This is a genomic window from Caballeronia sp. INML1, assembly GCF_023631085.1.
Lineage (GTDB): Bacteria > Pseudomonadota > Gammaproteobacteria > Burkholderiales > Burkholderiaceae > Caballeronia > Caballeronia turbans.
The window spans coordinates 1-22,734 of the sequence record NZ_JALQDT010000055.1 but is presented as its reverse complement, the minus strand read 5'-3'; the positions used below and the strand labels follow the sequence as shown (position 1 = coordinate 22,734).

The 22,734-nt window shown below is 64.3% G+C and carries 20 protein-coding genes; 8 read left to right on the top strand and 12 right to left on the bottom strand.

What is annotated here, in order from left to right; all coding sequences use genetic code 11:
- Nucleotides 1–64 precede the first annotated feature (64 nt).
- The 4 genes from NCR38_RS20115 to NCR38_RS20100 all read left to right on the top strand — a co-directional run bounded on the left by NCR38_RS20115 (nt 65) and on the right by NCR38_RS20100 (nt 5,293).
- Nucleotides 65–2,260, top strand: coding sequence for a SulP family inorganic anion transporter (locus tag NCR38_RS20115; protein ID WP_086961373.1), 2,196 nt, complete (start codon nt 65–67; stop codon nt 2,258–2,260).
- A gap of 4 nt (nt 2,261–2,264) precedes the next feature.
- Nucleotides 2,265–2,861, top strand: coding sequence for a DUF3280 domain-containing protein (locus NCR38_RS20110; RefSeq protein ID WP_409219299.1), 597 nt, complete (start codon nt 2,265–2,267; stop codon nt 2,859–2,861).
- Nucleotides 2,862–3,034: 173 nt separating this feature from the next.
- The gene (locus NCR38_RS20105; RefSeq protein WP_061120043.1) at nt 3,035–4,099 is read left to right on the top strand and encodes a beta-propeller fold lactonase family protein; all 1,065 of its coding nucleotides are present in this window, start codon (nt 3,035–3,037) and stop codon (nt 4,097–4,099) included.
- 192 nt (nt 4,100–4,291) lie between these two features.
- A complete protein-coding gene (locus NCR38_RS20100) occupies nt 4,292–5,293 on the top strand; it encodes a glycosyltransferase (RefSeq protein ID WP_061119964.1) in 1,002 nt (333 codons plus the stop codon).
- Between the two features lie 21 nt (nt 5,294–5,314).
- Here the strand turns inward: NCR38_RS20100 and NCR38_RS20095 are convergent, their stop codons facing one another.
- Entirely contained in the window at nt 5,315–7,660 is a 2,346-nt protein-coding gene (locus NCR38_RS20095; RefSeq protein ID WP_061119963.1) for a TonB-dependent receptor, read from the bottom strand.
- A 175-nt stretch (nt 7,661–7,835) separates the two neighbouring features.
- Between NCR38_RS20095 and NCR38_RS20090 the strand changes: the two genes are divergently transcribed.
- Nucleotides 7,836–8,858 carry an ATP-binding protein gene (locus tag NCR38_RS20090; protein ID WP_250477518.1) on the top strand — a complete coding sequence of 341 codons (1,023 nt, stop codon included), beginning with the start codon at nt 7,836–7,838 and terminating at the stop codon, nt 8,856–8,858.
- Here NCR38_RS20090 and NCR38_RS20085 read toward each other — a convergent pair.
- From NCR38_RS20085 to NCR38_RS20035, 11 genes are all read right to left on the bottom strand, one after another.
- A complete protein-coding gene (locus tag NCR38_RS20085) occupies nt 8,786–9,487 on the bottom strand; it encodes a response regulator transcription factor (protein WP_061119962.1) in 702 nt (233 codons plus the stop codon). The genes NCR38_RS20090 and NCR38_RS20085 overlap by 73 nt on opposite strands.
- The gene (gene pqqE / locus NCR38_RS20080; RefSeq protein WP_061119961.1) at nt 9,484–10,680 is read right to left on the bottom strand and encodes a pyrroloquinoline quinone biosynthesis protein PqqE; all 1,197 of its coding nucleotides are present in this window, start codon (nt 10,678–10,680) and stop codon (nt 9,484–9,486) included. Before pqqE ends, NCR38_RS20085 begins: the two co-directional genes overlap by 4 nt.
- 4 nt (nt 10,681–10,684) lie before the next feature.
- Complete coding sequence (pqqD, locus tag NCR38_RS20075; RefSeq protein ID WP_250477517.1) at nt 10,685–10,993, bottom strand: pyrroloquinoline quinone biosynthesis peptide chaperone PqqD; 309 nt, start codon at nt 10,991–10,993, stop codon at nt 10,685–10,687.
- Nucleotides 10,990–11,736 (bottom strand): pyrroloquinoline-quinone synthase PqqC, encoded by a 747-nt coding sequence (pqqC, locus tag NCR38_RS20070; RefSeq protein ID WP_061120040.1) that lies wholly within the window; start codon nt 11,734–11,736, stop codon nt 10,990–10,992. Before pqqC ends, pqqD begins: the two co-directional genes overlap by 4 nt.
- 29 nt (nt 11,737–11,765) lie before the next feature.
- Entirely contained in the window at nt 11,766–12,686 is a 921-nt protein-coding gene (pqqB, locus tag NCR38_RS20065) for a pyrroloquinoline quinone biosynthesis protein PqqB (protein ID WP_061119960.1), read from the bottom strand.
- A complete protein-coding gene (locus NCR38_RS20060) occupies nt 12,683–13,255 on the bottom strand; it encodes a cytochrome b (RefSeq protein WP_061119959.1) in 573 nt (190 codons plus the stop codon). The genes pqqB and NCR38_RS20060 overlap by 4 nt, the downstream gene beginning before the upstream one ends.
- Nucleotides 13,256–13,318: 63 nt before the next feature.
- Nucleotides 13,319–14,152: a formylmethanofuran dehydrogenase subunit C gene (locus tag NCR38_RS20055; RefSeq protein ID WP_061119958.1), complete on the bottom strand. Its 834-nt coding sequence runs from the start codon at nt 14,150–14,152 to the stop codon at nt 13,319–13,321.
- The gene (gene fhcD, locus NCR38_RS20050; protein ID WP_061119957.1) at nt 14,149–15,090 is read right to left on the bottom strand and encodes a formylmethanofuran--tetrahydromethanopterin N-formyltransferase; all 942 of its coding nucleotides are present in this window, start codon (nt 15,088–15,090) and stop codon (nt 14,149–14,151) included. The genes NCR38_RS20055 and fhcD overlap by 4 nt, the downstream gene beginning before the upstream one ends.
- A gap of 3 nt (nt 15,091–15,093) precedes the next feature.
- Entirely contained in the window at nt 15,094–16,788 is a 1,695-nt protein-coding gene (locus NCR38_RS20045) for a formylmethanofuran dehydrogenase subunit A (protein ID WP_061119956.1), read from the bottom strand.
- Complete coding sequence (locus NCR38_RS20040; protein ID WP_061119955.1) at nt 16,785–18,047, bottom strand: hypothetical protein; 1,263 nt, start codon at nt 18,045–18,047, stop codon at nt 16,785–16,787. Before NCR38_RS20040 ends, NCR38_RS20045 begins: the two co-directional genes overlap by 4 nt.
- A gap of 829 nt (nt 18,048–18,876) precedes the next feature.
- Nucleotides 18,877–19,611, bottom strand: a complete 735-nt coding sequence (locus NCR38_RS20035) for a HisA/HisF-related TIM barrel protein (protein WP_061119954.1) — start codon at nt 19,609–19,611, stop codon at nt 18,877–18,879.
- Between the two features lie 13 nt (nt 19,612–19,624).
- Here NCR38_RS20035 and NCR38_RS20030 point away from each other — a divergent pair, with 13 nt between their 5' ends.
- The 3 genes from NCR38_RS20030 to NCR38_RS20020 all read left to right on the top strand — a co-directional run bounded on the left by NCR38_RS20030 (nt 19,625) and on the right by NCR38_RS20020 (nt 22,463).
- Entirely contained in the window at nt 19,625–20,665 is a 1,041-nt protein-coding gene (locus NCR38_RS20030) for an ATP-grasp domain-containing protein (protein WP_061120038.1), read from the top strand.
- Complete coding sequence (locus NCR38_RS20025; RefSeq protein ID WP_061120039.1) at nt 20,662–21,792, top strand: hydantoinase/oxoprolinase family protein; 1,131 nt, start codon at nt 20,662–20,664, stop codon at nt 21,790–21,792. Before NCR38_RS20030 ends, NCR38_RS20025 begins: the two co-directional genes overlap by 4 nt.
- 83 nt (nt 21,793–21,875) lie before the next feature.
- Nucleotides 21,876–22,463: an aspartate kinase gene (locus NCR38_RS20020; protein ID WP_061119953.1), complete on the top strand. Its 588-nt coding sequence runs from the start codon at nt 21,876–21,878 to the stop codon at nt 22,461–22,463.
- The last annotated feature ends 271 nt before the right edge of the window (nt 22,464–22,734 follow it).

Sequence of the window (22,734 nt, the reverse complement as noted above, 5' to 3'; positions counted from 1 at the left end):
TTTTCCCGCATCGGGAGGCGCCGTGAAGCCAGCCACGACACATCGCACGGTTCTCGCGCGCGCCATGCCGCGCGCCGCCGCGCTCGTCGGCGATATCACCGCCGGCACCGTGTCCACGCTCATGATGCTCTGCTACGCGATGAGCCTCGGCACGCTCATCTTCAGCGCCGATCTTGCGCGCTATGCCGAGCTCGGCGTCCCGACCGCGCTCGTGAGCTGCATCGTCACCGCGTTCGTCATCGCGCTGACGAGCTCGATGCGCATGAACATCGGCGGCCCGGACAGCAATGCGACTGCGTTTCTCGTCGGCGTCGCGGCGGGCGTCGCGAGCAGCGTGCGCGCGAACGGCGGATCGCCGACGGAAATCCTGCTGACGGTGCTCGTCGCCATCGCGCTGTGCTCGCTCGTCACGGGAGTCATTCTCTTCGCGATCGGTTCATCCAGACGCAGCCGCTCGCTGCAATTCCTGCCATATCCCGTGATGGGCGGCTTTCTCGCCGGGACCGGCTATCTGCTGATCGCGGGCGCGTTTCGCGTGCTGACGGGCGTCGCACTCGACTGGCACACGCTGCCGCGGCTCGTGCAACTGCACTGGCTCGCATGGGCGCCCGCGCTCTTCGTCGGCGCGCTCGCGACGATCCTCGCGCGCACATGGCGGCACGCGGCCGCATTGCCGATCACGCTCGCCATCGGCATCGCGCTCTTCTATGCGCTGCTGCACGTCGCCGGCATTTCGCCCGATGACGCGCGCAACATGGGCCTCCTGCTTCAGCATGTGCCGATGCACGCGCTGCACATCCCCGAGCTGCACTTGCCGTCGTCGCTCGCGCACGGCGAGGTCGACTGGCGTGCGATCGTCGCGCACCTGCCCGAGACGCTTATCGTCACGTCGGTGTCGGCGATCACGATCATCATGAACTCGACCGCGATGGGCGCGGCCACCGGGCAGGACATCGACCTGAACCGCGAGATGCGCGCTGCGGGCCTCGCGAATATCGCGAGCGGTCTCTTCGGCGGGATGGTCGGCTATCAGTCGTACAACCGCTCGATGCTCAACGCGCGCGCCGGCGCGACGAGCCGCGCGGCAGGTGTGTTCGCCGCGCTCGCGTGCCTCTTCGTGCTGATCGCCTCGCCCGATCTCGTCTCGCTGTTCCCGGTGCCGGTGCTCGTCGGCATGCAGATCTACATGGGGCTGCGGCTCATGATGGACTGGCTCGTCGGCGCGTATCGCAAGCTCACGTGGCACGAATATTTGCTCGTGCCGCTGATTCTCGCGGTGATCGCGTTCTATGGCGTGATCGCGGGCGTCGTCGCGGGCGTGGTCGCGGCATGCGTGACGTTTGCGCTGCTCTACGGACGCGCCGGCTGCGTGCGCATGGAGTTCGACGGCCGCACCCGCACGTCGAACGTCGAACGCAGCATCGAGGAGACACGCTTTCTGATGGATCGCGGCGATGAAATCTGCGGCGTCTGCCTGCAAGGTTTCCTCTTCTTCGGCTCCGCGAACTCGATGCTCCAGCGGGTGCGTGAACGCATTCGCTCGCATGGTCCGCGACCGGTGCGTCACGTCGTGCTCGATTTCGCCTGGACCAACGGCATGGACGCGTCCGTGTCGCTCGCGTTCGTGAAGCTGCGCCAGGCGTGCGCGGCGATCGGCGCGGATCTCGTGCTGACCGCGCTGCCGCGCAACTCGCGCGTGCTGCTCGAGCGCACGGGCGCGCTCGCGCTCGGTATCCGCGAGTTCGACACGCTCGACGCGGGCCTCGAATGGATTGAAGCGCAGCAGCTCGCCGCATCGACGCGCACGCGCGAACCGCGCGTGCCGGCCGGCGATTTTCGGGCGATGCTCGCGCCGCACTTCACGCCGCGCGCGCTGGAAGGGCTGGCTAATCTGCTCGACGTATGCGCTATCGGCGCGGGCGAGGCGCTCTTTCGCCGGGGCGATGCGGGCGATGCGCTCTATATCGTCGAGGAAGGGCGCGTGACCGTGTCGCTTCCGCTCGCGAACGGCCGCTCGGTGCGGCTGCGCTCGTTCGGGCCGGGGACGATCATCGGCGAAATGGCGGTGTATACGAATGCGCCGCGAAGCGCGGATGTCTTCGCCGACGAGCCCGCGCGCCTGCGGCGTCTCACGCTCGCGGCGTTGCGCAAGCTCGAACTCGACGATCCGCTGACCGCGCAGGAATGGCATCGCTTCGTCGTGAAGATGATGGCGTCGCGGCTCGCGGTAGCGGACGAAGCGTTGCGCGCGTCGTCGTGAGCACGTGTCGCTTGCCCGTCTGCGCGATCACCGGTATGGTCGCGTGCAGATGCTCATCATCGAGGCCGACGCCATGATCCACTCGCTTCGCGCGCTGCTCGCGATCACGCTCGCCATCGTCATGAGCGGCGCGCTCGCGCAGTCCGCGCCGCAATCCATCGCGATGCTCGATTGCACGCTCATCGACGACAACGCAGCCTACAACGATGCCGAGATCAATCGCATTCAGACGGAGCGCCTCGCGATGGTGAGCGGCGCCTTGCGCGATGACCTGCGCGAACGCGCGCTCTTTCGCGTCGCCGACAACGCGCAGGCGGGCGATCTGATCGCGTCGCTGAAAAGTGCGCAGGACATGAGCGCGTGCAACGGCTGCGAACTGCGTGTCGCAAAAGAGCTGGGCGCGTCGCGGGTCGGCGTGTGCTGGGTGCAGAAGATCAGCAATCTCATTCTCAACATGAACTTGCGTGTCGAAGATGCCGACAGCGGCGCGATGCGCTTTCAGCGCTCGGTGGACATACGCGGGAACACCGATTTGTCGTGGAAGCGGGGGGCGAAGGCGCTCGTCGATCTGCTTGCAAGCGATCCCTCCGCGACGCGCTGACTCCGCGCGACGCGTCTTTCCCGTCGAATTCGGGAATTTCTCCCGGCCGATGCCGTTGCCACTGCGCCGACGATTGCGCTAAGTTGGACTTGCAGGCACGCGCGACGTGCGATTTCGCCGCGCGCGTGCGTCAAACGAACTCGAACAAGCCAACGAAACCGCTGGAGACGACCATGCAAGTCAGATTCAAGGCGGCGCGCATCGCCTGCGCGTCGGTGTTCGCGCCATCGCTCGCACTCGCCGCGAGCTTCGCGCACGCCGCCGCGCCGACCGCCTACGTGACGACCGAGAGCGCCGGCGTCGGCGTGATCGATCTCGACAATCTCTCGCTCGCGAAGACGTGGGATGTCGGCAAGGACGGCCCGCGCGGCCTTTCGCTGAACAAGGATGGCACGCGTCTCTATGTGGCGAACAAGACGACGGGCGACCTGTCCGAGATCGACACATCGTCGGGCAAGGTCGTGCGGCGCGTGAAGATCGGCAAGAATCCGGAATTCGTGCGCGTGTTCGGCGGCTATGCCTATGTGACGTACGAGCCGGGGGAAAGCGGCGGCCCGCCGAAACCTGGCCAGCCGGAAAAGGATGACGACGACGCCAACTCGCCGCCCGCCGAAATTGCCATCATCGATTTGAAGACGATGAAGGTCACGCATTCGGTCAAGAGCGGCCACGAGACGGAAGGCGTCGAGTTTTCCCCCGATGGCAAGCTGATCCTCGTGACCAACGAAGGCGACGACACGGTGTCGGTGTATCGCGTCGGGACGGGCAAGCCGGTGCGCACGGTGAAGCTCGACAAGGGTTCGCGTCCGCGCGGCATCAAGGCGTCGCCGGACGGCAAGCAATATGTCGTCACGCTCGAGAACGCGAACAAGTTCGTCGTGCTCGATGGCACGAGCCTGAAGACCATGAAGACCGTTGATACGAAGACGGGCCCGTATGGCGTCTCGTTCGATCCGTCGGGCAAGCGGCTGCTGATCGCGGCATCGCGCGACAAGACCTTGCAGGTGTTCGATGGCGCGACCTACGAGCACATGCAGGACGTGCCCGTGGGTCAGCGCTGCTGGCACTTCAGCTTCACCCCCGACGGCTCGAAGCTGCTGCTCGCGTGCGGGCGCTCGAACGCGGTCTATGTGCTCGACGGCGCCGATTACAAGGAGATCAAGCAGATCGGCGATCTGCCGCTCGCGTGGGGCATCGTCACGTATCCGGCGAGCGCGGGGTCGATCGTCGGGCGTTGAACGGAACGTTGTTCTCGTTCGGCAGACGGCCGCCTTGCGCGGCCGTTTCGTTCTGCGCGGTCCGTCGTTGCGCAAGCCAGAACGCTTCGCCGTTTCGATGCCTGATAGCATCGGGGAAAGACGTTCTATGACATCTCGCCCGGGCAGCTGGCGGACAATGCACGGCTTCATCCGCCCGGAGAGGCTGACGCCATGCCGAAAATTTCCGTAGTCGTGCCGACTTACAACGCGCAAAAATACATCGTCGAGACCTTGCACTCGTTGCTGCGTCAGGACGCGGACTTCGAGCTTCTCGTTCTGGACGACGCCAGCACCGACGCGACACTCGATCTCGTGCGCGGTCTGAACGATTCACGAATCCGCGTATTCGCGCTCGAACACAATCAGGGGCGGCCCGCCAACGCGAATCGGGCGTTCAACCTGTGCCGCGGCGAATACATCGCGCGCATCGATCACGACGACATCGCCGAGCCGGACCGGTTGAGAAAGCAGAGTGTGTTTCTCGATGCGCATCCGGATATCACTGTCGTCGGCACGCAAATCCGGCATTTCGACGAAGACCATTTCACGAGCGACTTTCCGCTCGACGACGCGAACATCAAGGCGCGCTTTACGGTCGGTGGAGCGTACCTGGCCAATCCGAGCACCATGTTCCGGCGTGAGTTCGTGCAGCAGCATGGCATCCGCTACGATCCCAACCTCGACATCGTCGACGATCTCGGCTTCTGGTTCGACTGCATGCTTCATGGCGCGCGTTTCGCGAATCTGCCGGAAGCGCTCACGCTGTATCGCGTGCATAGCGGCATGACGTCGCTCAACCTGGATAGCGCGAAGCTGTATGAAGCGAAGATCCGGCTCTACGCGCGCATGCTCCCGGCGTTCTACCCGCGCATGACAGGACACGACGTCGCCAACATAAACAAGCTGTACGCCCATCCGATCGAGATCGAGATGAGCATGGACGATGTGCTTGCATTGCATCGCTCCGTGGGCGTGGCGCTCTCCGAAATCGATCTGCGTTGGGGTGCGGACCCGGCGCAACTCGAAGGCGGGCTTCTCGGCATGCTCGGTCACAGGATGAACCTGCGCAATCAAAAGCATCCGCGCAGCGAGGAAGATCTGCATCGCTGCAACGTCGCGCTTTGGGAGGGCCTCGAGTCGCGCGGCATTCCGTGGAAGTCGTATCAGGAATAGGCCGCGCGCATTCGCGCCGCGTCACTTCCACGCATACCGCATCCCCACCCACACGCCGCGCGGCGCACCCACGCCGAGGAACTGCTCGTTGACGGTGTCGCCGCCGTTGAACGTATGGTTCGGCCCGTTGAAGAAGTTCTCGCCGAGAATCGCGAAGTTCGCATAGCGCTTGTTCAACAGGTTCTTCACCGTCGCATAGACCTGCAGTTGCTTGGTCACGTTGTAGGTCGTGTCGAGGTCGATCAGGAAATAACCCGCGACGCTGCCGTTCACGTCCTGATTGTTCTCGTCGCCCCGCGCGAAGATGCTGCTGCGATACGTAAGATTCGCGCCGATGTTCCAGCGCGAAATCGGGTTGTAGTCGAGGCGCATCTTCACCGTGTTCGCCGGAATGCCCGGAATGCGGTCGCCCGAATGCACGGTGATGTTGCCGTCGTCGGCGCTCGAATTGCTTGCGCTGCTTTCGCTCCACGTCGAGCGATACGTCGCGTTCACATAGCTATAGCTCGCCGCGACGCCCAGCGGCCCCCATTGCGTGCGGCCCGCGAGTTCGAAGCCTTGCCGCCGCGTCTTGCCGACGTTCTGGAAATACCCGAGCGTGCTCGCCGCGCCCTGACTGCTGACGAACTGGATATCGTCGGTAAGCGTCGTGCTGTAGGCCGCCGCGCTCCACGTCGTATGGTTGCCGATGCGCCCGCGCGCGCCGATTTCGAATGTCTTCGAGATCACGGGCTTCAGATCCGGGTCCGCGATGAAGTCGTTGGGCAGCGAGCAGGGCGCGGCCGGGTCCGCGCACGCGAGCTCGATGGCGGTCGGCGAGCGCATGCCTTCGTTATACGTCGCGTACGCCGTGAAGTAAGGCGTCGGATTCCAGTTGAAGCCGATGGCCGGATTGAAGCGCGAGAACGTGTGATTCCCGTCGAGCAGCGGCTGCACGCCGCTTTCATCGCCGATGGTCGCCTTCGCCCAGTTGTAGCGGCCTGCTAGCGTCATCGACCATTGCTCGTTGAAGGAGAACGTGTTTTCGAAGTAGATGCCCAGATTCGCATTGTGCGTCTTCGCGTCCGTGGTCGGCGCGAAAGGACCGGTGCCGATGGTCGCGCGGTTGTCCTCGAAGACGGCCGGCTGCTCGGCTTGATTGAAATGCGAATTCGCGAAGTCGCCCGCCGCGCCGATGATCAGCTGATTGTCATGGCCGAACAGCCTGTTGAGCAGCGTGAGTTGCAGACTCGCGCCGTAGCTGTCCGTCACGATGACCGACTGATCGTTGAAGGCTTGCGTGAGTTCGTCGGCATCGTCGCCGTTCGGATCGAAATCTTCGTTCACGTTGGAACTCACGTTCTTGTTGCGATAGTGGCGGTAATACACGTTGCCGCTCAACTGCACGTTCGGCGTGATGTAGTGCTCCGCGTTGATCGTCAGATAGCCGACCTGGTTCTCGTTCGTATCGGGGAACGTGTAGGCCTGACGGAAGTTGTCCATGAACGAGCGCGGGATCGTCTGCGAGCCGTTCAGCGTGTTGTCCGCGCCGCCCATCGATACGGAGATCGTCGTATCGGCATCGGTATAGCGGATCTTGCCGAACGCCTGTCGCAACTTGCTCGCGTTGTGATCGGCCCAGCCGTTGTCGTTCGTGATGTTGGCGGTGAAGTAGTAATCCAGATGATCGCCGATCAAGCCGCCTTGCTCGATTTGCGCATACTTGCGCCCGAACGAGCCGAAGCCGACATCCACATTGCCGCCGGGATTGCTGCGGCCGTTCTTGGTGGTTACGGCGACCGCGCCGCCGAGCGTGTTCAGGCCGAAGGTCGGGTTCGAGCCGGGGATGATCTGCATCGTCTGGATCGCGGCCTGCGGAATCAGGTCCCAGTTGACGACATCGCCGAAGGGCTCGTTGATGCGCACGCCGTCCATGAACACCGACAGCCCTTGCGGCGTGCCGAGCAGCGGCGAAGCGGTAAAGCCGCGATAGTTGATGTCGGTCTGCCACGGATTGCCCTGGGCATCGTTGGTATCGACGCTGACGACGTTCTTTTCCAGGTAGTTGGCGATCGTGGGCGTATGCTGCGCCTCGATCTCCGAGCCCTTGATGGTCTGCACGTTCGCGGGCACCTTTTCGAGCGGTGTGCCGACGCCGACGAGCGGCGTGGTGCCGACCACGACGATCGTGGGCAACTCCGTGTCCGGCGGCGTTTGCGCCTGCGCTGCCGAGGCAGCGGGCGGCGCTTCGGCCGCATTGGTCGATGGAGGCGTTTGCGCCCACGCAGCCACGGTGATGCTCGCGAACGCGCCGCCGAAGATGAGCCGCAGCCCTGCTCGGGGTTTGAACGGATGCGCGGGCGCGGGCAGGCGCGGCATGCTCCTCATCGGTCGTCTCCTCTTATCGTTCGATCCACGCGTCGGGATTGTTCTCTCAATGAAAGCGTCGCATAAGAATGAACGGATGGACCGGGAGGTTTTCCCGATCGCGCAGGGAAGCGTTCCCAAATGCGTTCCCGCTACCGCACCGCGCGATGACGCCGTGCGTAGAATGCATTCCGTGATGCCATCCGAATCCTTGCCCTCTCTCGCGAAAGACGCCGACCGTCGCGCGCCGGGCTCGCCGGCATGGCGCGATCTGGCCTGCGTGATCGCGAACACGCTCGTCGCCGCCGCGCTCTTCGCACGCTTTGACTTCAGCGAGTACGCGTTTCGCCTGACGCGCAGCGCCGAGCGCTTCCAGCTCGACGAATTGCCGCCGACGCTCGTCGTGCTCGCGATCGGCTTCGCGTGGTTCGCGTGGCGCCGCTATCGCGAGGCGCAGTCGGAAGTGCGCCGGCGACGCGTGCTGGAAGAAGAGGCCGAGCATCTGCTCGCGGAGAACCGGCGGCTCGCGAGTCAGGCGATCGCGGCACAGGAAACCGAGCGTCGCCATCTCGCGCGCGAATTGCACGACGAGCTCGGCCAGTATCTCAACGCCATGTCGCTCGATGCCGGGCGTATCCGCGACCTGTCGGCGGGGCGCGAGGCGGAGGTGCATCGGCTGTCGCTGTCGCTGATGCACAGCGCGACGCACGTGTATCGCGAGATCGGCGGGATGATTCGCAGGCTGCGTCCCATCGGGCTCGATGAATTCGGTTTGCCGACCGCGCTCGAACATTGCGTCGATGGCTGGCGCGAGCGCTTGCCCGATGCGACATTTACGCTCGCCGTCGAAGGCGACTTCGACAATCTGAGCGATGCGCTCAACATCACGCTGTACCGGCTCGTGCAGGAAGGGCTTACGAACGTGTCGAAGTTCGCGCGGCGCTCACGCGTGGAGATTTATCTGGCGCGCGCGCCGCAGGAAATCGTCGTGACGATGGCCGACGACGGGCCGGGCGTTGATCTCGCGAAGCCGCGCAACGGGCTCGGTCTGATCGGCATGCGCGAGCGTGTCGAAGCGCTCGGCGGGACGCTTCAGATCGCGAGCGAGCCGGGCGGCGGCTTCCTTTTTTGCGCGCGCGTGCCGGCTCAGGCAGGACTGCCGTTGCCGACTTCGGGGCCGAACGACGCAGCGGCGGACGAAGCGAAATCGGCGAAGTGAAGGCCCAGGCGATTCGCGATCTGCGCAAGTTGCACGCCGTTGTCCGCGCCGAACTTTTGGCGGATCACCGATTGATGATTCGCGACCGTCTTCTGACTCAGGCCCAGCTTCTCCGCGATGCTCGGCAGCGTATAACCCTGCACGAGCAGACGCAGCACTTCGAACTCGCGCGCGGATAACTGCCGTCCCGGGGGGCCTTCCTGAATCGTCGCGCGCAAGGCCAGCGCCTGCGAAATATCCGGACTCAGATAGCACGCGCGGCGCGCGACGGATCGCACCGCTTCGACGAGCACGTCAGGGGCGCTCGCCTTCGTGACATAGCCGCGCGCTCCGGCATCGAGCGCGCGCCGCACGAAGATCGCTTCCTCATGCACGCTGAAGATCAGCACATGCGCATGCGGCTCGCGCGCCAGCATGCGCCGCATCGCCTCGATGCCGCTCGCGCCGGGCAGCGCGAGATCCATCACCACGACATCCGGCTGCAACGCGCAAAACTTCTGGTAAGCCTCGGCCGCATCCGCCGCTTCGCCCGCGACGCTCACGTCGGGACTCAGTTCGAGCAGACGCTTGTAGCCTTCACGCACGACGGCGTGATCGTCCACGAGCAGCACGGAGATGTCGGCAATCATGGCTTGTCTTCTCCTTCTTCTGAACCATTATCGCGAGCAAGCGCCGCGATGCGTTTCGAGTTCGCATCGTTGCGAAAGACGATGGGTTGCTCCTGCGGTTCCTGCCTCGCCGATGCCGCGCGCACCACTTCGATCACGCGCTCGTGATGCGGGGACTTGTCGCACACCGGGTCCGCATTCGCGGGGTCCTGCGTCAACAGATACGCCTGACAGCGGCAGCCACCCATGTCGATGGCTTTCTCGTCGCAACTGCGGCACGGCTCCTTCATCCAGCCGAAGCCGCGAAAGCGATTGAACGCATCGCTCTCGTACCAGATGTCCTTGAGCGGCATCTCGGTGACGTTCGGAAACGTGAGGCCCGGCAGCGAGCGCGCGGTGTGGCACGGCAGCGCGGCGCCATCGGGCGCGATGCCGAGAAACACCGAGCCCCAGCCGTTCATGCAGCGCTTGGGCCGGCGTTCGTAGTAATCGGGCACGACGAAAAAGATCTTGCACCTGTCGCCGATCTCCTTGCGATAGCGCTCGACCACGGCCTCCGCTTCGTCGAGTTGCTCTTTCGTCGGCATGAGCTGCGCGCGGTTCGCATGCGCCCAGCCGTAGTACTGCGTGTTCGCGAGCTCGAGATATTCGGCGCCCATCGCGAGCGCCATGTCGATGATGCGTCCGATATGCGGCAGGTTATAACGATGCAGCACGCAGTTGAGCACCATCGGAAAGCCATACGCCTTGATGAGCGTCGCGACGCGCTTCTTGTAGTCGAAGGTCTTCGTGCTGGAGAGAAAGTCGTTGAGTTCCTGCGATGAATCCTGAAACGAAAGCTGGATGTGATCGAGCCCGGCTTCCTGCAGCGCGCTGATGCGCTTCTCCGTCAGGCCAATGCCCGACGTGATGAGATTCGTATAGAAACCCAGCTTGCGTGCTTCACCGACGAGCGTTTCGAGATCGTCGCGCAAGAGCGGCTCGCCGCCGGAGAAGCCGAGTTGCGCCGCGCCCAACGCGCGCGCCTGACGCAATACGTCGATCCATTGAGCGGTATCGAGCTCGCGCGTATGGTCGGCGTAATTCACGGGGTTGTAGCAGAACACGCAATGCAGCGGACAGCGATACGTCAGCTCCGCGAGCAGCCACAGCGGCGGCGCAATCGGCGCGCCTTCGTGCTCGGGTTTCGCGATCGGTTCGGACAAGTCGGTCATGACGCTACTCCAGCCAGCCGCGCGCACGCGCCCCGGCGATGAACGCGCGCACGTCGTCGCCGAGGCCGGACGCGTTGAACGCCTGTTCCAGATCCGCGACGAGCGCGGGGATATCGCGCGTGCCGTCGCAACGCAGAAGAATCTGCGCGGCGCTTTGATTGAGCTTCACCATGCCTTCGGGATAAAGCAGCACATGCGCATCCTGCGCCGGCTCCCATTGCAGTCGAAAGAGGCGTTTTAGCTTCGGATGCAACGAATCGTCGGGCGCTTCGACGGCTTCTTGCTTGCGTTGCGTCGGATTGATGTCGCTCATTGCGGGAAAGCCTTTTCGATCGAATCGAGCATGGTCCAGAGAATGTCGAGCTTGAATTGCAGGATATCGAGCGCGCGTTGCTGCGCCTGACGCGTCGTGAAATGCGCGAGCGTCACTTCGAGACCGTGCTCGACGTCGCGCTGGGCAAGCGACACGCGCGAGCGGAAATACAAAAGCCCTTCCGGCTCGATCCACTTGTAATGCTCGGGCCACGTCGCGAGACGATCCTTGTGAATCTGCGGCGCGAACATCTCGGTGAGCGACGAGCACACCGATTCCTGCCACGGCGCGCGCCGCGCGAAGTTCACGTACGCATCGACGGCGAAGCGCACGCCCGGCGTCACGAGCTTCAGCGACCATAGATCGTCGCGGGACAGGCCCACTGCGTCGCCGAGACGCGCCCATGCCTCGATGCCGCCCGGCTGATCGCCGTAGCCGTCGTGATCGAGAATGCGCAACACCCAGCGTCGGCGCGTTTCGCGATCGGGACAATTCGACATCACCGCCGCATCCTTCAGCGGAATGTTGATCTGGTAGTAGAAGCGGTTCGCGACCCAGCCGCGAATCTGTTCCTTCGAAGAGCCGCCGCTATTCATCGTCACGTTGAATGGATGATGAATGTGATACGCCGTGCCCTTCGCGCGCAACTGCGCTTCGAATTCCTCGCGCGTCCACGCGGGCCCGTCGTCCTTCACCGCGGTGAAGATCGGGCCTGTGGTCGGGTTGAGCATCGGATCGAACATCGGGCGGTCTCCAGTATCCAGTGCGAGTGTCATAGCTCGAAGCTCATGCCGTCGTGCGCGACTTCGATGCCGTGCTCCGACAGAATGCGTCGTTCGGGTCCATCCTCGACGAGGATAGGGTTCGTGTTGTTGATGTGGATCAGCACCTTGCGGACGTCCGCGCGATCGATCGAATCCAGCACTTCGATCATGCCGCCCGCGCCGCTCTGCGCGAGATGGCCCATGTCCCTGCCGGTCTTCTTCGTGAGCTTCAGCGCGATCATTTCGTCGTCGGTCCACACGGTGCCGTCGACGAGCAGCAGGTCCGCTTCGCGCATCGCATCGAGCACGTGCGGTTCCAGTGCGCCGAGACCCGGTGCATAGAACGCGCGCCTGCCTGTGGCCGTATTCGTGAACATGAGGCCGATGTTATCGCCCGTTTCCGGCGCATCGCGATGCGGCGAATAAGGCGGCGCCTTGCTCGACAAAGGCAACGCGTCGATGGCGACGCGCGGCAGTTCGGGTACGGAGAACGATGCGCCATCGAGCGCGATGCGCCTGTGCTCCACACCGCAGTAATGCGACAGAATCGACGTGACCGGAAAGCCCGTCGAGAGGTCTTGCCACACGGCGTCGGTCGTATAAAGCGGCAAGGGCGCGCCGCGCTCGCGCAGCATCAGCAGGCCCGTGACGTGATCGATCTGCGCATCCATCGTGACGACGGCCGCGATGCCGGTATCGCGCACACGGCGCGCGGGCTGCAGTTCGGGATTCGCCGCGATCTGCGCCAGGATATCCGGCGATGCGTTGACGAGCAGCCAGTCCTCGCCGTTATCGGTGACGGCAATGGACGACTGCGTGCGCGCGCGCGCCGCGATCGTCCCGCGCCGCACGCCGTCGCAATTGCGGCAGTTGCAGTTCCATTGCGGAAAGCCGCCGCCCGCCGATGAACCGAGCACGCGTATTTTCAAGGCAACATCCTCCGCAAGAGACCGTCGCGGTCGATCAGTTGATGCTTCATCGCGCCGAGAAAATGCAGGATGACCAGCGCGGCCATGATCCACGCGAGATATCCGTGGATGCCGAAAAAAATCTCCCGAAGGTGCTTGTCGTCCCAGCCCCATTGCGGCAGCGCAATGCCCCAGAGCTTCGTGCCGAACTTGTTGAACGACGAGCCGAGATATCCGGTGAGCGGCATCGCCACCATGCCTGCATATAAAAGAGCCTGCGTAATGCTCGCGGCGGCGCGTTGCCACGTTCGCATCGGCGGCAGAGGCGGCCGGCCATAAGCCAGGCGTACCAGGATGCGGATCAGCACCAGCAGGAAAGCGGTGATTCCAAGCGACTTGTGGAAGTTTATGAGGTCCGACTTGAACGGCAGCCCGCGCGGCAGACCGACCATATAGAAGCCGATGCACAGCATCGCGATGATCGCAATCGCCATGAGCCAGTGCAATGCGATCATCGGGCGCGCGTAACGCTCGCCAGCGGCATCGATGCTGCCGTCGCGCGAGGTCGCGGTTGTCCGCGCGGTGCTCATGCCCTGCCTCCCGTGAAAATGGTTTTCGTTTCCGACGATTCAATCTGCATTTTTCTCGCCTGTCTAAGAATTGGCGATCAGCAATTCCCCCCGTCCATCCACGGCGAGGTCGCCGGCGTAGCGTCGCGGCAACACATCGCCGGCCAATGCCGCGAATGACGCAAGCCCGCGTGTGCGCTCGCGCGCGAGCATCCGCGTGAAGAGCAGCCAGAACACGTCGAAGCCGCGCCCGCCCTCGGTGAAAGTCGGCGGAATGCGAGATGGCGCATGTGTCAGTAACACCGTGCCGCGCCGCATGCCGTATCCCAAGTGTGCGCCCACTTCCCCTCCGACGCAGACCGATCCCGCGATCAGCCGCGACGCCGCGAAATCGCCTGCATCGCCCGCGACGAGCACCGTCCCGCGCCGCATGCGGTCCGCGAGGCGCGCGCCCGCGTTGCCGTGAATCGCGAGTGTGCCGCCCGCCATGCCTTCCATGTCGCCGGGCAGCGCGCCCGCCGCGAAATCGCCCGCGTCGCCGTGAATCGACAGACGGCCGCCTTGCATCTCGCACGCGGCGAAAGCACCTGCATCGCCCTCAATGTGCAACTCGCCGCCGGACATCTTCAAGCCCGCGTAATCGCCTGCGTTGCCCTGCACCGTGAGCGTGCCTTCGGTCATGTTCGCGCCGATGCGATCGAGCCAGCACGCGTCGCCTTCGATCGTGAGCGAGGGCTTGTCATCCTGCGTCAGCGCGATATCGAAGAGATCGCCGAGCGCGCACGTTTCGCCGGCGCCTTGCAGGACGACGCGAGGCAAGTCGGCCCGCGAAGCAGCCGCAAGTTCGACAGGCAGTAATTTCGACCCGTCGACGCGAAAGCCCGGCGCATTTTTTACGCGCAACGTGATCGCGTTCATGCGCGGCTCCCGTCGATATCTTTAGACAGCTCGTGCAGCTTGAAGTGATAGGGCCCGAGCTTGCCGCCGTAATTGCCTGCGGAAATGCGCAGGACGCCGCCCGCGCGGCCGATGTTCGTTGCGGCCGCGATGCCGGCTGTCATCGCGGCGCCGACATCGGCGTCGGTGAGGCCGTCGATCACGATTTCGAGCACGCACGCGACGTCCGGCGTCAGCTCGCTTTTCTTCGACAAACCGACGAGCGTCGGACAGAACGCATCATTGGTCGATGCGGCCGCGCCCGCGTATTTCGAGCCGATCTTGGAGCCCGAGCGCACGACGCCGCCCGGAAACGGGGTGATGACGTTCGGCAACCGATGCATCGCGGCGACGGCGGACTCCGCAGCTTGCAAGGCGCTGTCGATATCGCGCGCAAGAAACAGCAGGTTGCCGCCGCCGACCGCCTTCACGGTCGCGGTAAATTCCTCGCAGACGAACTCGCCGTCCATCACCGGCACGCGCCAGTAACGCGTGCCGTCGAGGACTTTCGAGATCTGATGGCCGTCGCCGAAAAAGCGCAGGCCAGCGCCGAGCGGCGCATTGTCGGAGAGCGGTGCGCGCGTGTTGGCGGGATCGATGCCGCCATAGACCGCCGTCGTCGGGCATGTCAGCACGCATTGGCCGACACGCCGCGCGATCTGCTTGGCCAATTCCTTCGACGATATCGCGAAGATCAGGACCGAGATGCCCGGCCTGCCATCGGGCGTTTCATCGCCCGTGAGATCGCGTTCGATGCCCGCCTCGCAGCCGCAATCGATGACGGACGTAGCGAACCCCGTCAGCGAATTGGCCGCATGGCGCGCCCACGTCGGCGTATGCGCGGTGATGACGAGGCGGGTCGCCTTCATCGGGAAGGCTTCGGCAAAGGTGTCGTCGATCTGCGTATCGTTGATGCGCATGCGTCAACTCCCGCTCGCCGCGAAGCACGCGACGGGCAAGAGCCGCCCGCCGTTGCAGCATGCGCAGATTTCGTCGTCGCCGATCGCGATATTTTCGAAGCGTGTCGCGAGATTCTTCTGCGCGAAATCTCGCACGCGCTTTTCGATCGCGCGGTCGTAGTCCGGGCTCACGTAATGAATGCCGCCGGTCGGCGTCGCGAGCAGCGTGCCGTCGCGCGCGATCAGTTCGCCATCCTTGAACACATAAGCGGGCGATGTGAACATGCGCTCGCGATCGGCGTCGTCGCGATATACGGCGATATCCGCCGCCGCGCCTGCGCCGAGATGACCGCGATCTTTCAAACCGAGCAGTTTCGCGGGACCGGCGCGCGTAATGATCGCGATCTCGTAGAGCGAGAATTCGCGCGTGATTTCGGCGAGCGCGGTCGTGGTCTTCGCATCGGCGTGCAGCGTGTCGAGTTGCGCGTCGCGAAAGGACTTGTCCATCAGCAAGCGGATCAGATGCGGATAGCTTGTGAAGGGCGCGCCGTTCGGATGATCGGTGGTCATCGATACGCGCCACGGATCGTCGACGAGCAGAAAGATTTCCAGCCCGATGATCCATTGCAGCGCGTTCACAAAGCTCTCTTCGCGATACTTGAACGGCACGACGCCGCAGCCCGCATCGCATTCGATATCGCCGAGGACCCATTTTCGCGGCCGGGCCATCGGTGCGTTCTTGAACTGCATCATCGTGTCGCCTGATGCCGTGACCGTCTGACCGAAGATGATCTGGCCGACATCGATCGTCACATTGGGCCGCGCGTTCACCGCTTCGGCGATCGCCCGCGCGCCCGACGAGAACTTGCGCGGGCCTTCGGTGCCATAGCTATGGAACTGGATATGCGTCAGATGAATGGGCAGGCCTTCGGCGGTATCCATCGTTCGGATCGTCGATTCGATATTGCCCGGCACGCCGAGATTGCTTGCATGCACATGCAGCGGATGCGGCACGCGCAGATCGGTCAGCGCGCGTGTGAGCGTCTTCAATACATCGCGCGGCGTGATGCCGTAGTGCACGTGTTTTTCATCGACATCGAGCGAACGCTGATTGAATTTGAACGCCGAAATGCCGCCGGGATTCACGACCTTCACGCCGAGCGCCTTGCTCGAATTGATCGTCCAGCCGACGTAATCGCGCAGGCGCTCGAAATCTTCGTTGGCGGCGAGCATCTGAAGGAAGAGCTCGTCATTGCCCATCATCACGTAGGCGCCGTGATCGATGATCGGCGTGTCGCCCATTTCCAGATGCGCATGCCGCGCGTTCGAGGCGATCATCGCCGGTTCGAACGCGGCCGTATAGCCCATTTCCGCATAGCGATAACCTGCGGCGAGCGTGCCCGGCGCGCACACACCGCATGAAGGCAGGCGCATGTAGCGGCCTTCGTTCGGGCGATCGGGCACGGCGCGCGGATCGTCGCGATGATCTTCCGGCAGCAACAGGCGCGACAGATTAGTCTTGCCGCCGCCGATATGCGAATGCAGGTCGATGCCGCCCGCCATCACGATCATGCCGTTGGCATCGAAATCACGTTCGATGCTTTCTGCTTGCGCATGATCGACGATGCGTCCGTCGCGGATATAGATGTCGCGCTTCTCGCCATTCACGCCGTTCGCCGGATCGTAGAGCGTGCCGCCCTTGAGACGCGCGAGGCTCATGATGGCCTCCGTGCCTGCGCGAGTTGCGAAGCGATCGAAGCGACCGTCGGCAAGACGACACTGCGCGCGGCGGCGAGCGGCGCGACCACGGACGTATCGACGCGAAACAGATGTCCGCCGCTGTCGATGCCGGGCGTCGCGACCGGAATGAACACGGTCGGGCCTTTGCGCGCGGGCGTTTGCGTCGATGGATGGCCGAGGATGATCGCGGGCACGTCGTCGGCGAGGGAGGCGGGCAGCGGCTCGGGCGCGAAGCTCGAGACCCAGAGCAGCGCATCGATTTCACCGCGGCGCAGGAGCGTTTCAGTGCGATAGCGATGCGTATCGTGATCCAGCGGCATGCCGTATGCGACGCGCGTGCGCAGCGGAAAGCCCGAGAGCCATGTGATCGCCTGATTGACGGAGGCGGCGCCGTCGTCGCCGGTCAGCGCGAGCGCGCCGGCGCGCGCGGTGCGGTTGATTGCTTTCACGATGCGTTGCAGCGCTTCGATTGCAAGCGCCGCATGAGGGCCGGCGAATGCCGATGGCTCGTAGACGAAGGCCGTATAGTGCGCCGTCTTGATGCGCTCGGTCAGCGCGACGAGATCGGGTGTCGGAATCGGGCGGCCGCCTTCGACATGCGCGGACCACAGCGCGAGCGTATCGAAGGGATCGGTGTCGCGCAGAATCGCTTCGGCGCGTGCATGCGCTGCTTCATCGATGTCGCATCCGACGAATACGATGTTCACGTCGCGTCCTTCGCCGATGGCGCGTTCGTAGAAGCGCGGATAGCGTTGCGAGGGCCTGCATGCGAACACGATGACGAGATCGGCGCGTGAGCGCACTTCCGATAGCGTCGTGAAGAAGGAACCGCGGTCTTGCAGGGCGCGGTTGCTATCCGCGAGCGTATCGCCGTGCAGATGATCGAGGATCGCGCCGCACTGCGCGCAGAGTTCATAGAGCGCGCGTGCGCCGGCCACGTCGGTCGCGAGTCCGCCGAAGAGCGGCCGACGTGCGCTCGATAGGATCGCCGCGGCCTGCGAGAGCGCCGACGCGAGATCGGTGGGTTGCCCGTCGATCGCGGGGTGGCGGTTTGCGTCCTGCGGACCGAAGTGGGCAAGCGACGCCTCGAGCCTGGTGCAGGCGGTGTGCGGCGCTGCGAGCCGCTGGTCGCCGGTTGGTGCGAGCGTGATGTCGTCGCATAGCAATGGGCAGAATGGACAGGTCCAAAGGTTTGCGCCTGCGGCCTGGGCGTTCGATGTTGTGGGGGAATCGGGCATGGTCGTGCTTTGGAGCAAGGTTTATGCCGGTTTTCTTTTTGCTTTTTGCGGTTTTTTTCGCTGGATCCCGTATTCTTTTTGGTTTATTAGCGTTGCCCCTATGCGGGGCGGCAGTCACTTTCTTTGCTGCTGCAAAGAAAGTAACCAAAGAAAGCAGCTCGAGACGCCCGCGGTCACACGCAGATTGGCCACGCGTGCCAGGCGATCGTGGGCTGCCTAAGTGTCGCCCTCATAGGACTAACCCGGCTTGGATCGCGCACGGTCTGTCGCCTCGCACCGCTTGACTCACTGGCTCAGCGCCAAATGGCTCCGGCCCGCTTCGCGGCCGATGGGTCAATCGGGTCTGCTCGTGCTTCCTTACTAGCGCCTCGATCTCACTGCATTGGTTATCCGTTGGTTTCCCTTGTTGACCCGGCGGCAGCGCGTAGCGCTGTGCCGGAGCTATTTGGTGCTGAACCAGCTTCTTTTGAGTACTAGCTAGTCAGACCGTGCGCGATCCAAGCCCGGCGGGTCCTTTGAGGGCGACACTTAGGCAGCCCACGGTCACATGGCAAGCATGGCTAAACTGCGTGTGACCGCGGGCGTCTCGAGCTGCTTTCTTTGGTTACTTTCTTTGCAGCAGCAAAGAAAGTGACTGCCGCCCCGCATAGGGGCAGTGCTAATAGACCAACACGAATACGGGATCCAGCGAAAGCAAAAAAACAAGAGAAACAAAAACCTGCTCCGCAATGCAACACACTGTCACCCATGCACCACGTGATGCAACAGCTTCTTGCCAAAGGATTACAGCCCCACCAAAGCCGCCAAGCCCTTGGCATAGATATTGAGTTCATCGCCCGAAAGCCCTGCGATGCACATCGCACCGCGCCACGGTGCCATCGTGAATCGCGGAAGCGACGAGCCACGCATGGGCGCCGCTGCCAGAAGCAAGAGCGAGGTCATCGACGTGACGGATGCCGCCCGCGCCGATCACTTCCCGCGCGCCGGCGAGCGCACGCACGGAAGCGAAAGTGTCGAGATCAGGCCCGGCATGCGCGCCAACGTGATCGAGCGTCATCACGATCACCCGCGACGGCCAGAAAGCACTTTCGGCATGCACGGAACCGAGCGCGCGCCCGCCGCGATAGTCGAGCGAGAGGATCGGCTCCAGGCCGCACGCCGAGGCCTCAGCGATCGCGCCGATGTCGAGCAGCGTCTCGGTGCCGAACACGGGCACGATCGCGGCGGGCGTCGAAGACCGCGTCAGCCCCGCGATGCGTTCGACGAGCGCACGCATCGGCGCGAATGCGGTGAAGCCCGCATCGAGCCAGATGCGCACGCCGTCGCCGAGGGCGTCGCATATGGCGGCGAGCGCACGGTCGTGCGCGCCGCGCTGCAGGATCGCGCCCAGATCGGCGACGTACACGGTGCGCGCGTCGGTGGCGGCGACGAGCGCCCGGGCGATCGCGACAGGATCGCTCGTGGCGCACAACGAGGACTGGATCGGCCGGTAACGCGAACGCTCGCCGCGCACCGCGCGTACCGCGTGGCCGTCGAGCAGATCGAGAACGGGTATCACCTGCATGGATGGCTTTCCTTTGACCAAGATCTTTGTATTCGAGTATCTCACCGGCGGCGGCATCGATCCGGACGCGGCAGGCGCAGGCAGCCTCGCCGACCTCTCCGCGCTGATCGTCGAGGGCCGCGTGATGCGCGACGCCATCGCCGCCGATCTGCGTGCACTTCCGGGCATCGAGGTGACCGTCGCCAGCTCGCGCTTCGAGCAGATCGACGACGCGCAAGGTTACGTGCGCGCCCAGCCCGGCGAGCCGGTCATTCGCTTCGTCGCCCGCGTGGCGCGCGAGCACGACTATGCCTGCATCGTCGCGCCCGAGTGCGACGGGCTGCTGCTCAAACTCTACGACGCCGTCGGCCAGGCGCGCTGGCTCGGCTGCGCGAAGGAAGCGATCCGCGCGGCATCGAGCAAGAGCGCAACCGCCGCGTGCCTCGCCGCGCGCAGCATCCACGCGACGCCCGCGCTCGAACCGGAGAACGCAGCCGCCGCAATCGGGCGACGCTGGGTCGTCAAACCCGACGACGGCGCGGGCGGCCTCGACACCTACGTCTATGACGATCTCGCCGCCGCGCGCGCCGAATACGAAGCGCGCGCGGAAGCGGGGCGCAATCCCGTATTGCAGGAATGGGTCGACGGCGAGCCGCTGAGCCTTTCGCTGATTTGCCGCGAACGGCTGTCGCGGCTCGTGAGCATCAATCGTCAGCGCATCGGTTTGTCGGATGCGGCGGGATCGGGACGCCGCGCGCGCATCGTGCAGTTCGATGGCGTCGATGTCGATCGCATCGACCGGCATGGTCCGCAAGGGCGCGCGCTCGAGCGGCTCGCGCTGCGGGTCGCCGAAGCGCTTCCGGGTTTGCGCGGTTTCGCAGGCATCGACGTCGTCTGGCATCCGGAGCGCGGGCCGGTCGTGATTGAAGTGAATCCGCGTCTCACGGTCGCGTATGCGGAATTGAGCCGGCGCGGCGGCAGGAATCTCGCGGCGGAACTGCTCGCGGCGCATCGCGTGCCCGGTTTCGATGGCGATGCCGGATTGCTGCGCGCGTGCGGCGGAGCGGCGTCATGACGGCGTCGACATCAGCGGATGCGCCGGTGTTCGGCTGGGACGTGGGCGGCGCGCACGTCAAGGTGTCGATGGCGACGCGCGCGGGCGTGCTCGCCGATGTCGCGCAATGGGCATGTCCGCTCTGGCAGGGCATCGCGCATCTGGAACGCGTGATCGACGCCATGTTCGAGCGCTGGCCCGCCGCCGCCGATGCCGCCGCGCGTCACGCCGTCACGATGACGGGCGAAATGGTCGATCTCTTCGCCGACCGCGCCGAAGGCGTGCGCACATTGACGCGCACGCTCGCGCAGCGGCTCGGGCCGCGCACGATGTTTTTCGCCGGCGACGCCGGCTGGCTCGCGCGTTCGGCATGCGCCGACGGCTGGCGCAAGGTCGCATCGGCGAACTGGCTCGCGACCGCGCGATGGGTCGCGACGTGCATCCCGGATGCGGTGCTGATCGATATCGGCAGCACGACGACGGACATCATCCCGATCGTCGGCGGCCGTGTCTTGGCGCGCGGCGCGAACGACGCCGAGCGGCTCGTCAGCGGCGAGCTGGTTTATCAGGGCATCGTGCGTACGCCGTTGTGCGGGGTCGCGCATCGCATCGCGTTTCGCGGCGAAACGACCGGCGTGATGAACGAATGGTTCGCGACGACCGCGGATGTCTATCGTCTGACGGGCGAGTTGTGGCCCGAGCACGACCAGCATCCGAGCGCCGACAACGGACCGAAGACGGAAGCCGCGAGCCGCGCGCGTATCGCGCGGATGATCGGCCGCGACGCCGCCGATGCGAGCGATTCCGAATGGCGGCGTTTCGCGCAGAACTGGCGGCACGAACAGTTGCGCGCGCTCGAAACGAATCTCGCGCGCGTGATCGCGCGGGATGCGGCGCTGGCCGCTGCACCGATCGTCGGCGCGGGCTGCGGGCGCTTTCTGGCGGCGGCGCTGGCGCGGCAGGAGGCGCGCAGTTATATCGATTTCGCGCGGCTCGCGGGCGTCGCGGACGACGACGCGACGCGTGCCGAATGGGTATCGACGTGCGCGCCGAGCGTGGCGGTCGCGCTTTTGGCGTCGATGGCGGCGAAGGGCGCGGCAGGCAACGAAGCCCGTTCCCACGCCGATGCGGCGCCGCGCGCGGCGTAAGAGCGTGCGGAATATAGCGGAGTAAGGATGGGGTATCGGAGCGGGTGCGTGGCCCGGCGGCATCATCGAACGAGGACAGGAATATGTGGGTGGTGAAGATCGGGGGTAGCCTGAGCCACGATCCGGCGCTGCGCGAGTGGCTGACGCGGCTCTGGGAAGTGGGCGGCGGGCGTGTCGTGATCGTGCCGGGCGGCGGCGATTTTGCGGACGCGGTGCGGCAGTATCAGCACGAATGGCATTTCGACGATCTCGCGGCTCACAACATGTGCCTGCTCGCGATGGCGCAATACGCGATTCTGATGCAGGGCGTGGTGCCGGAGCTCGTGCTCGCGTCGAACGAGCATCGGATTCGCGGGGCATTGCGCGATGGGCGCGTCGCGGTGTGGGTGCCGACGGATCTGATGCGGGCGACGCCCGATTCGATGACGAACTGGGATACCACTTCCGATAGCCTTGCCGCGTGGCTTTCTTCCTTGCTCAATGCGGAGCGGTTGATGATCGTGAAGTCTTGCGATGTCGATGCAAGTGCCCCGTTGGAGGCGCTGGCCGCGCGAGGCATTTTGGACCGGCGGTTTCCCGCTTATGTGCGGGATGCCAATTATATTGTTGAGATTTTTAGTAAAGGAGATGCTGATGTTATGCGGGATCGGTTGTTGAATGTTGCGGTTTGAGGTTGCGGTTTTTTCGCTGGATCCCATTTTGTTATTGGTCTATTAGCGTTGCCCCTATGCGGGGCGGCAGTCACTTTCTTTGCTGCTGCAAAGAAAGTAACCAAAGAAAGCAGCTCGTTAGGCCCGCGGTCACACGCAGTTTGGCCATGCTTGCCAGGCGATCGTGGGCTGCCTAAGTGTCACCCTCAAAGGTTTGACCGGGCTTGGCTCGCGCACGGTCTGTCGCCTCGCGCCACACAACAAACTGGTTCAGCACCAAATGGCTCCGGCC